This is a genomic window from Streptomyces spiralis, assembly GCF_014654675.1.
Taxonomy (GTDB): Bacteria; Actinomycetota; Actinomycetes; order Streptomycetales; family Streptomycetaceae; genus Streptomyces; species Streptomyces spiralis.
Genome location: NZ_BNBC01000045.1, coordinates 68,530 through 78,810 on the forward strand (window position 1 = coordinate 68,530; position 10,281 = coordinate 78,810).

The following is a 10,281-nucleotide window of genomic DNA, read 5'->3' on the forward strand; positions in this document are numbered from 1 at the left end:
ACCCTGTGACCCGTGTGGTCCATCCGATCGAGCAGGAGTCCTACCGGCGGCTGCGCGCCCGCCTGGACACCTCGCACTTCCCGCCGCTGACCCGGGCGGTGGTGGAGCGGGTCGTCCACTCCGCCGCCGACCTGGAGTACGCGAACGATCTCGTCATGGACGAGGACGAGTTGGCGACGGCGCACGCGGCGCTGCACGCCGGAGCCCCCGTGGTGGTGGACGTCGAGATGGTGGGCGCCGGGATCACCCGGCGGGAGACCGTCTGCCGGCTGCGGGACGCCGAGTCCGGGCCGGGGCTGACTCGTTCGGCGCACGCGATCCGGCTCGCCTACCAGCAGGTCGGCCCTGGCGCCCTGTGGGTGATCGGCAACGCTCCGACCGCGCTGGAGGAGCTGCTGACCCTGGACGCGGCGCCGGCCCTCGTCATCGGGCTGCCCGTCGGCTTCGTCGGGGCGGTCGAGTCCAAGGCCGCCCTGCGCGAGAGCGGGCTGCCCGCCGTGAGCAACGTGTCCGAGAAGGGCGGTTCGGCGGTCGCCGCCGCCGCGCTCAACGCCCTGCTGTACCACCCCGTTTCACACTCCGAGGAGCAATCGTGACCACCCCGCCGCCCGCCCTGCTCATCGCCGGTCACGGCACCCGGGACGACGCCGGGGCCGAGGCCTTTCGCGACTTCGTCCGGCAGCTGCAGCTCCGCCTGACCGACGTGCCCGTCGCCGGGGGCTTCATCGAGTTGTCCCCGCCGCCGCTAAGCGATGCGGTCGCCGGAATGGTGGCGCGGGGTGTACGGCGGTTCGCGGCCGTCCCGCTGATGCTGGTGTCCGCCGGGCACGCCAAGGGCGACATCCCGGCCGCGCTGGCCCGCGAGAAGGAACGGCACCCGGGGATCTCGTACACCTACGGCCGTCCGCTGGGCCCGCACCCGGCGCTGCTTCGGGTGCTGGAGCGGCGGCTGGAGGAGGCGCTGGAGGGCACCGCCGCGGACCGGTCGGACGTGACGGTGCTGCTGGTCGGTCGGGGCTCGACCGACCCGGACGCCAACGCCGAGGTGTTCAAGGCGGCGCGGCTGCTGTGGGAGGGACGCGGATACGCGGGCGTGGAGACGGCGTTCGTGTCGCTGGCCGCGCCGGACGTGCCGAGCGGTCTGGAGCGGTGCGCGCGGCTGGGCGCGAAGCGGATCGTCGTCCTCCCCTACTTCCTGTTCACCGGCATCCTGCCGGACCGGGTGCGGCAGCAGACGCGGGAGTGGGCGGCGGCGCACCCGGAGGTCGAGGTGCGGTCCGCGGACGTCATCGGTGCCGAGCCGGAGCTGCTGGATCTGGTGCTGGAGCGGTACGAGGAGGCGGTGAAGGGCGATCTGCGGATGAACTGCGACTCGTGCGTGTACCGCATCGCGCTGCCGGGCTTCGAGGACAAGGTGGGGCTGCCGCAGCAGCCGCACTTCCATCCGGACGACGACGGCCACGGGCACCATCATCACGGAGGGCACGCTCACTCGCATGCGCACTGAGGGTTCTTCCGGGACCGCTCACGACCTGCGTCACCACGGTGACGCGGAGGTGCGGGACGAAGGTGCGGCGCTGGTCGACCTCGCGGTCAACGTCCGCGCGGACACTCCCCCGCGCTGGCTGCGGGACCGGATCGCCGGGTCGCTCACGGGTCTGGCGTCCTATCCGGACGGGCGGGCCGCGCGGGCGGCGGTGGCGGCGCGGCACGGGCTTCCGGTGGAGCGGGTGCTGCTGACGGCGGGGGCGGCGGAGGCGTTCGTGCTGCTGGCGCGCGCGCTGAAGGTACGGCGACCGGTCGTCGTCCACCCGCAGTTCACGGAGCCCGAGGCGGCGCTGCGGGCCGCGGGCCACACGGTGGACCGGGTGCTGCTGCGTGCGGAGGACGGTTTCCGCCTCGACCCTGCGGCCGTCCCCGAGGACGCGGACCTGGTCGTGATCGGCAACCCGACGAACCCGACGTCGGTGCTGCACCCGGCGGCCGCGCTCGCCCGCCTGGCCCGCCCCGGGCGGGTGCTGGTCGTGGACGAGGCCTTCATGGACGCCGTACCGGGCGAACGGGAGGCGCTGGCCGGCCGGACGGACGTGCCCGGACTGGTGGTACTGCGCAGCCTCACCAAGACCTGGGGCCTGGCCGGACTGCGGATCGGCTACGTCCTCTCCGACCCGGAGACCGTCGCCGAACTGGAGCGCGCCCAGCCGCTGTGGCCGGTGTCCACACCGGCGCTCGCGGCGGCGGAGGCGTGCGTGGAGCCGCGGGCGCTGGCGGAGGCGGCAGCGGCGGCCCACCGCATCGCCGCGGACCGGGCCCACTTGGTGGCGGGCCTGGGGGCGTTGGCAGCGCACGGGGTGCGGGTGGTGGAGCCGGCCGAGGGCCCCTTCGTGCTGGTGCGGCTGCCGGGGGCGGCGGAGGTACGGCGCCGGCTGCGGGAGCGGGGGTACGCGGTGCGGCGCGGGGACACGTTTCCCGGGCTGGGGGCGGAGTGGCTGCGGGTCGCGGTGCGGGGGCGGGGGGTGGTGGACGGGTTTCTTGCGGCGCTGTCTGAGGTTCTTCGCCCACCCGCCCGCCCGACTCGGTAGGGAAACAGGCCCCGCCCTGGGGCTCCGCCCCAGACCCCGGCGGGGGCTTCGCCCCCTGCGCCCCCCGCGGGGCTGCGCCGCTGCCCCCTCCCCGCCTACCCCCAACCACTCGACTCCCCTCCAGGCTTAGCCCCGTCCCCTGCGCCTACGGGCAAACGCCACCGCTCCCCCGCCCGCCGCCAGCAGTACCGCCGAGCCGCCTGCCAGGTACGGGGTCAGGGAGCTGCCTCCTGTTTCCGCGAGGTCCTGTTTCGCGACGGGGGCCGCCTGGGGCTTCGTGTCGGGGGCGGGGGGTGTGGAGGGCGTCGACGGCCGCTCGGCGGGTGTCGGGGACTCGCATGTCGTCCTGGCGAGGGTCAATGTGCCCTCGACCTCGGCGACGTTGAGCTTCAGCGGGTTGACGGAGACCTTCAGTTGGAGGGCCGTCGCCGCGGCCGTGCGGGAGGTCGTTTCGCGGTGGGAGAGGTCCAGGCGGACCTCTCCGACGCCGGGGACCTGAACGGCGGTCGTGCCGCTGGGGGTGAGCGTGACCTTCTTGCCGAGCACCGTCACGGCGCCCAGGACGTTGCTCGTCGCCGCCGGAGGCTTGCCCGCCTCGCAGGTCGCGCGGGAGGTGACCTGGTCGACCTCGATGAGGGACAGCAGGGGGAGGCCGGGGACGTGGATGCGGGCGTGGGCGAGGGTCACGGTGCCCTCGGCCTTGGTCGCGGAGGTCGTCGCGGCCGACTTCGCCACGTCCGCGCGCAGCACGCTGAACGGCTTTCCGCCGTTCACGCCGTCGAGACGGGCGGTGAGCGCCGTCTGCTCGGCGCTGCGCGGTGCCTGGACCTCGTTGAGGGAGACGGCGAGTGGGACGTTCACCGTCTTGTTGAGCAGGGACACGTCGAGGCCGGTGCGCAGCACGGACGCGCTCGCGCGGCCGTGGTCGGCGGTCGCGTGGGCGGAGCCCGCGCCGGCCAGCGTCACCGGGCCGGCGGCCAGGACGGTGGCCGCGGCGGCGGTGGCGCAACGGCGCGCGGGCAGGCGGAAGGTGTTGCCGTTCACGGTGTGGGACCCCCAGAGATGACTGCTTGGGACCCCGCAAGGATTACGCACTGAGAGTGAACGGACAGCGATCCAGCGTGACTTCACTCCATCGTGGGGTTTCCGGCCTGGTTTTCGATTCTTTCGGCACGGGTGTTCCCTGTCGTCCCTCCTCTTGCTCCTTCCGGGCGAACACGCTGGTGGACGCCCCGGCGCGAACGACGGAGTGTGCAACGAGCCACGCCCTCCACCGGTCACGTTCCGTCAATCCGGTGGAGCACGACCGTTGACCGCTGCCGCGCGAGCCGCTGACCGGCGCTAGGCGACGATCCTTCCGTTCAGCACCACCCGGCGCGGGCCCGCCAGCACTCGTACGTCCGCGCGCGGGTCCGTCTCGTAGACGACGAGGTCCGCCGGCGCGCCCTCGTCCAGGCCGGGCCGGCCGAGCCACGAGCGCGCCGCCCAGGTCGCCGCGGACAGGGCCTGAAGCGGTGGGATGCCGGCCGTGACCAGTTCCTCGACCTCGCCGGCGACCAGGCCGTGCGGCAGCGCGCCTCCGGCGTCCGTGCCGACGTACACCGGGATGCCCGCGTCGTGGGCGGCGCGGACGGTGTCGTAGCGGCGCTCGTGGAGGCTGCGCATGTGCGCCGACCACCGCGGGTACTTCGACTCGCCGCCGGCGGCCAGGGCGGGGAAGGTGGCGATGTTGACCAGGGTGGGGACGATCGCGACGCCACGCTCGGCGAACAGCGGGATCAGGTCCTCCGTCAGGCCCGTGGCGTGTTCGACGCAGTCGATGCCCGCCTCCACGAGGTCGCGCAGGGAGTCCTCGGCGAAGCAGTGCGCCGTGACGCGGGCACCCAGGCGGTGCGCCTCCGTGATCGCCGCCTCGGCGGCCTCGCGGGGCCAGCAGGCGGACAGGTCGCCGAGGTCGCGGTCGATCCAGTCGCCGACCAGCTTGACCCAGCCGTCGCCGCGCCGGGCCTCCTGGGCGACGTACGCGACCAGGTCCTCGGGCTCGATCTCGTGGGCGTAGTTGCGGATGTAGCGGCGGGTGCGGGCGATGTGCCGGCCCGCCCGGATGATCTTCGGCAGGTCGTCGCGGTCGTCGATCCAGCGGGTGTCCGAGGGCGAGCCGGCGTCGCGGATCAGCAGCGTGCCGGCCTCCCGGTCGGTCAGTGCCTGCTTCTCGGAGACGTCGTCCGTGACCGGGCCGTGCGCGTCGAGGCCGACGTGGCAGTGCGCGTCGACCAGGCCGGGCAGCGCCCAGCCCTCCACGGTCCGCACGTCCCGCGCGCCGATGGGGCACTCGTACGTGATCCGGCCGCCGACCACCCACAGCTCGTCCCGGACCCGGTCCTCGTCCGGGCCGACGAGCACCCGCCCCTTCACGTGCAGCACCGCGCGATCGCTCATGCCCGCACCCTAATGAGCCGCCATGGGGCCGCGTCCACCACCTCCCTCCCTCCCTCCCTCCCCCCCCGCCGACCTGCCTGCCTCTCGGACGTCACCCGTGGGAAGCGGGGAACGGCCGCCGGTTACGCTCGACTGCGTCGCCGTCGCCCCCGCGGCGATCGAGAGACGACCGAGAACCGAGAAGAGAGCACCGCCGTGACGCACCCGTTCCTGGACCTCGCCCCGCTGAGCGCCGCACGCTTCGCCTCGATCGAGGACCGGGTGGCGCGTCTGCTCGCGACCGAGCAGGACGTGGTGGTCATGCAGGGTGAGGCGCTGCTGCCGCTGGAGGGCGCGATCCGCGCGACGGCCGGGCCCGGCACCACGGCACTGAACGTGATCACGGGTCCGTACGGGCAGACGTTCGGCAACTGGCTGCGGGACTGCGGCGCGACGGTGTACGACCTGTCGGTGCCTTACCACACGGCGGTCACCGCCGAGCAGGTGCGGGAGGCCTTCGCGGAGCACCCGGAGATCGACTTCGTGTCGCTGGTGCACGCGGAGGCGGCGACCGGCAACACCAACCCGGTCGCGGAGATCGGCGAGGTGGTGCGGGAGCAGGGGGCCCTGTTCTATCTGGACGCCGTCGCCTCCGTCGGCGCGGAGCCGGTGCTGCCGGACGCCTGGGGCGTGGACCTGTGCGTGATCGGGGCGCAGAAGGCGATGGGCGGGCCGGCCGGGGTGTCGGCGGTGTCGGTGAGCGAGCGGGCGTGGGCTCGCATGGCGGCGAACCCGCGGGCGCCGCGCCGCTCCTACCTGTCCCTCCTGGACTGGAAGGAGCGCTGGATCGACGGCGGCCGCAAGGCGCTGCTGCACGCTCCGGCCCAGTTGGAGATGCTCGCCCTGGAGGCGTGTGTGGAGCGGATCGAGGCGGTCGGCCTGGAGGCGGTGATGGCCCGTCACCGGGCCGCCGCGGCGGCGACCCGCGCGGGCGCGCGAGCCCTGGGCGGCGGCCTGGAGCCCTATGTGCACCAGGCGTCCGAGGCCGCCCCGGTCGCGACCACCCTGCGCGCGCCCTCGGGCGTCTCCGCCGCCGACCTGGTGGCACGAGCCCTGGCGGCCGCCCCCTCCGCCCCGTTGGCGGTCGGCGGCGGCGCGCTGGCCAAGGAGATGATCCGCGTCAACCACTACGGCCCCGACGCCACCCGGGAGGCGGTCGAGGCCGGCCTCACGGCCCTGGGCACCGCCCTGGCCGCCACGAACGGCTCCTCGAGCGTCGACGTCCCGGCCGCACGGGCCGCTGCCGCGGCAGCCTGGCGGTAACCACCCGGACCGCCCGAACACCCGGCCTGGACCACCCGGCAGTCCGGGCCGGATGCCCGGGCGTCCCCGGACGTGTCCGGGCCCGCGGCGGCGGCACGGTGGCCGAAAGTGCTCGTTTGATTCGCCCCAGGTTCCACCCCGACCGCCCCGCGCTTGCCCGGCGGTCGGCCCGGCCCGCGCCAGCCCGGCGGTCGGCCCGCCCCGCTCCGTCGCCCACTCCGCTGGGACCGGTCCGGCACCCCACCTCGCGGAGGTCGCACGGACCGCTTTCCGGCGCATTGACGGGGTTACCTGGACATGAATGCAGCAAAGTAATTCCGAGAATATTATCCGGGCAGCTTCCCGTCTTCTTCTGCCCCGTTTCCCCGACCCTAAACGCAAAGATTTCGCGAACAATCCGAGGTGCAATTCCAAGGGATTCCGGGAGAGTTACGTCATTGTGACGCACCCCACAATCGCGCCCCTTTCGTCCGGGTATGGATGGACAAAACCCCACATCACGTCGGCCCTACGCGCGACCGCGCGCCCGCGTGATAACACAGACGGGCGCACCACGTAAGGGCATCCGACGATGCATTTTTGAATTTGGCTCGGTAAGTTCAATTCGCATGACTGCCGCACAAGCAGACCTGCGAACCGACCGCACGGAAATGCCGGACGCCATCTCCGTCGAGCGTCCCGCCGTCGCCGACGGCGCCGCGCTCTGGCGGCTCGCCAAGGACTCCGGAACGCTGGATGTGAACTCCTCGTACAGCTATCTGCTGTGGTGCCGCGACTTCGCCGCCACCTCCGCGGTGGCGCGCGGCGCAGACGGCGAGCCCGTCGGCTTCGTCACCGGATACGTGCGCCCGGACCGCCCCCGCACGCTCCTGGTGTGGCAGGTCGCCGTCGACGCCGGCCACCGCGGCAAGGGACTGGCCGCCCGGCTGCTGGACGCGCTGACCGCCCGCGTCGCCGCCGAGCGCGGGCTGACCGCCGTCGAGACCACGATCACCCCGGGCAACACCGCCTCCGAGCGGCTCTTCACCTCCTACGCGGCCCGTCACAACGCCCCGGTCGAGCGCGAGGTCCTGTTCGGGACCGAGCAGTTCCCGGACGGGCCGCACGACCCCGAGGTGCTGTACCGCATCGGTCCGCTCGCCCTCCCGTCTGCCTGAGCGACCGCCCCGCCTCACCCCACTCACTTCCTCTTCCGACTCGACCGACCTCCCCCTCCCCCCACCCGAGGAGCGATTCGTCGTGACCATCACCCAGCCCGACCTGAGCGTCTTCGAGACCCTGGAGTCCGAGGTGCGCAGCTACTGCCGCGGCTGGCCCACCGTCTTCGACCGCGCGCGCGGCAGCCGTCTGTACGACGAGGACGGCCACGAGTACCTCGACTTCTTCGCGGGCGCCGGCTCGCTCAACTACGGCCACAACAACCCCGTCCTGAAACGGGCGTTGATCGACTACCTGGAGCGCGACGGCATCACGCACGGGCTCGACATGTCGACCACCGCCAAACGCCAGTTCCTGCAGACGTTCCAGGACCTGGTGCTGCGACCGCGCGACCTGCCGTACAAGGTCATGTTCCCGGGGCCGACGGGGACGAACGCCGTGGAGTCCGCGCTGAAGCTGGCGCGGAAGGTGAAGGGACGCGAGGCCATCGTGTCGTTCACCAACGCCTTCCACGGGATGTCGCTGGGCTCCCTCGCCGTCACCGGCAACGCCTTCAAGCGGGCCGGCGCCGGCATCCCGCTGGTGCACGGCACGCCCATGCCGTTCGACAACTACTTCGACGGCCAGGTCCCGGACTTCCTCTGGTTCGAGCGGATCCTGGAGGACCAGGGCTCCGGGCTCAACAAGCCCGCCGCGGTGATCGTCGAGACCGTGCAGGGCGAGGGCGGCATCAACGTGGCACGCCCCGAGTGGCTGCGGGCGCTCGCCGACCTGTGCGCGCGCCAGGACATGCTGCTGATCGTCGACGACATCCAGATGGGCTGCGGGCGCACCGGCGCGTTCTTCTCCTTCGAGGAGGCCGGGATCACGCCGGACATCGTCACCGTGTCCAAGTCCATCAGCGGATACGGGCTGCCCATGTCGCTGTGCCTGTTCAAACCCGAGTTGGACATCTGGGAGCCGGGCGAGCACAACGGCACCTTCCGCGGCAACAACCCGGCGTTCGTCACCGCGACGGCCGCCCTAGAGGCCTACTGGGCCGACGGGGCGGCCATGGAGAAGCAGACCCGGACGCGCGGCGAGCAGATCGAGCAGGCGCTGATCTCGATCACCGAGGAGAACCTGGCCGACGTCAGGGAGTACCGCGGCCGCGGCCTGGTGTGGGGCATGGAGTTCCACGACAAGGCGCGCGCCTCGCGGGTCGCCCGGCGCGCCTTCGAACTCGGTCTGCTCGTCGAGACGTCGGGTCCGGAGAGCGAGGTCGTCAAACTCCTGCCGGCCCTCACCATCACCCCGGACGAGCTGGACGAGGGCCTGCGCAGCCTCGCCCGCGCCGTACGGGAAACCGTCTGAACCCCTGACCTGTCCGAACCCCCCACCTGTCCGAACCCCCACCTAGGAGGCATCGCAACACCGTGATCGTCCGTTCGTTCAAGGAGATCGAAGGCACCGACCGGCATGTGAAGGCGGCATCCGGCACCTGGGAGAGCAAGCGGATCGTCCTCGCCAAGGAGAAGGTCGGCTTCTCCGTGCACGAGACGATCCTGTACGCGGGTACGGAGACCGACATGTGGTACGCCAACCACATCGAGGCCGTCGTCTGCACGAAGGGCGACGCGGAGCTGACCGACCGCGAGACCGGGAAGACGTACCACATCACGCCCGGCACGATGTACCTCCTGAACGGCCACGAGCGGCACACGCTCAGGGTCAAGGAGGACTTCCACTGCATCTGCGTCTTCAACCCGCCCGTGACCGGCCGCGAGGACCACGACGAGAACGGCGTCTACCCGCTGCTTACCGAGCCCGAGGAGGTGTGAACCGCATGACGACCACGAGCGTCACCGACCTGTACCCCACCCGCGGCACCACCGAGGTGACCGTCCCCCGCCAGGACCCGGTCGTCTGGGGTTCCCCGGACACGCCCGGACCGATCGCGGGCGCCGACCTCCAGGCGTTCGAGCGCGACGGCTTCCTCGCCGTCGACCAGCTCATCGCCCCGGACGAGGTCGCCGTCTACAAGCGGGAACTGGACCGGCTGGTGAGCGACCCGGCGATCCGGGCCGACGAACGTTCCATCGTCGAGCCGAAGTCCAAGGAGATCCGCTCGGTCTTCGAGGTGCACCGGATCAGCGAGGTGTTCGCGAACCTGGTGCGCGACGAGCGCGTGGTCGGCCGGGCTCGGCAGATCCTCGGCTCGGACGTCTACGTCCACCAGTCCCGGATCAACGTCAAGCCGGGCTTCGGGGCGAGCGGCTTCTACTGGCACTCGGACTTCGAGACCTGGCACGCCGAGGACGGCCTGCCGAACATGCGCACGGTGTCCGTCTCGATCGCGCTGACCGAGAACTTCGACACCAACGGCGGCCTGATGATCATGCCGGGCTCGCACCGGACGTTCCTGGGCTGCGCCGGCGCCACGCCCCAGGACAACTACAAGAAGTCGCTGCAGATGCAGGACGCGGGCACGCCCTCCGACGAGGCGCTGACCGCGCTGGCGGGCGAGCACGGCATCCGGCTGTTCACCGGCAAGGCCGGTTCGGCCACCTGGTTCGACTGCAACTGCATGCACGGCTCCGGCGACAACATCACGCCGTACCCGCGCAGCAACGTCTTCATCGTGTTCAACAGCGTGGAGAACACGGCGGTGGAGCCGTTCGCGGCACCCGTGCGGCGGCCGGAGTTCATCGGGGCGAGGGATTTCACTCCGGTGCGGTGAGCCCGGCCGGGGGTCCGGGGGTTGGCCCTCGGACAATGCAGCATCGGGGCGAGGGATTTCACTCCGGTGCGGTGAGCCGGG

General features: G+C 72.2%; 10 protein-coding genes. 8 read left to right on the forward strand and 2 right to left on the reverse strand.

Annotated features, from left to right (window positions below):
* The first annotated feature begins 5 nt into the window (after positions 1–5).
* The 3 genes from IE318_RS34505 to cobC are packed head-to-tail and all read left to right on the forward strand — an operon-like array spanning position 6 to position 2,582.
* Positions 6–596: a precorrin-8X methylmutase gene (locus tag IE318_RS34505; RefSeq protein ID WP_189906709.1), complete on the forward strand. Its 591-nt coding sequence runs from the start codon at positions 6–8 to the stop codon at positions 594–596.
* Complete coding sequence (locus IE318_RS34510) at positions 593–1,507, forward strand: sirohydrochlorin chelatase (protein ID WP_189906691.1); 915 nt, start codon at positions 593–595, stop codon at positions 1,505–1,507. Before IE318_RS34505 ends, IE318_RS34510 begins: the two co-directional genes overlap by 4 nt.
* On the forward strand, positions 1,497–2,582 hold the full coding sequence (gene cobC, locus IE318_RS34515; protein ID WP_189906693.1) for an Rv2231c family histidinol phosphate aminotransferase CobC: 1,086 nt from the start codon (positions 1,497–1,499) through the stop codon (positions 2,580–2,582). The genes IE318_RS34510 and cobC overlap by 11 nt, the downstream gene beginning before the upstream one ends.
* Before the next feature lie 126 nt (positions 2,583–2,708).
* On the opposite strand, the gene IE318_RS34520 is transcribed toward cobC, so the two are convergent.
* Complete coding sequence (locus tag IE318_RS34520; protein WP_189906695.1) at positions 2,709–3,626, reverse strand: SCO1860 family LAETG-anchored protein; 918 nt, start codon at positions 3,624–3,626, stop codon at positions 2,709–2,711.
* Positions 3,627–3,923: 297 nt separating this feature from the next.
* The gene (locus IE318_RS34525) at positions 3,924–5,021 is read right to left on the reverse strand and encodes an amidohydrolase family protein (protein WP_189906697.1); all 1,098 of its coding nucleotides are present in this window, start codon (positions 5,019–5,021) and stop codon (positions 3,924–3,926) included.
* A gap of 195 nt (positions 5,022–5,216) precedes the next feature.
* Here IE318_RS34525 and IE318_RS34530 point away from each other — a divergent pair, with 195 nt between their 5' ends.
* The 5 genes from IE318_RS34530 to thpD all read left to right on the forward strand — a co-directional run bounded on the left by IE318_RS34530 (position 5,217) and on the right by thpD (position 10,200).
* Complete coding sequence (locus IE318_RS34530) at positions 5,217–6,323, forward strand: pyridoxal-phosphate-dependent aminotransferase family protein (RefSeq protein WP_189906699.1); 1,107 nt, start codon at positions 5,217–5,219, stop codon at positions 6,321–6,323.
* A 608-nt stretch (positions 6,324–6,931) separates the two neighbouring features.
* On the forward strand, positions 6,932–7,480 hold the full coding sequence (gene ectA / locus IE318_RS34535) for a diaminobutyrate acetyltransferase (RefSeq protein ID WP_189906701.1): 549 nt from the start codon (positions 6,932–6,934) through the stop codon (positions 7,478–7,480).
* 82 nt (positions 7,481–7,562) lie between these two features.
* Entirely contained in the window at positions 7,563–8,834 is a 1,272-nt protein-coding gene (gene ectB, locus IE318_RS34540; RefSeq protein WP_189906703.1) for a diaminobutyrate--2-oxoglutarate transaminase, read from the forward strand.
* A gap of 62 nt (positions 8,835–8,896) precedes the next feature.
* Positions 8,897–9,301, forward strand: coding sequence for an ectoine synthase (locus IE318_RS34545; protein ID WP_030180106.1), 405 nt, complete (start codon positions 8,897–8,899; stop codon positions 9,299–9,301).
* A gap of 5 nt (positions 9,302–9,306) precedes the next feature.
* The gene (gene thpD / locus IE318_RS34550) at positions 9,307–10,200 is read left to right on the forward strand and encodes an ectoine hydroxylase (protein WP_189906705.1); all 894 of its coding nucleotides are present in this window, start codon (positions 9,307–9,309) and stop codon (positions 10,198–10,200) included.
* The last annotated feature ends 81 nt before the right edge of the window (positions 10,201–10,281 follow it).

Bases quoted from the DNA above. Each gene is read 5' to 3' on its own strand.
- cobC (WP_189906693.1), top strand. From the start codon at position 1,497: ATGCGCACTGAGGGTTCTTCCGGGACCGCTCACGACCTGCGTCACCAC.
- IE318_RS34525 (WP_189906697.1), bottom strand. From the start codon at position 5,021: ATGAGCGATCGCGCGGTGCTGCACGTGAAGGGGCGGGTGCTCGTCGGC.
- ectA (WP_189906701.1), top strand. From the start codon at position 6,932: ATGACTGCCGCACAAGCAGACCTGCGAACCGACCGCACGGAAATGCCG.
- thpD (WP_189906705.1), top strand. From the start codon at position 9,307: ATGACGACCACGAGCGTCACCGACCTGTACCCCACCCGCGGCACCACC.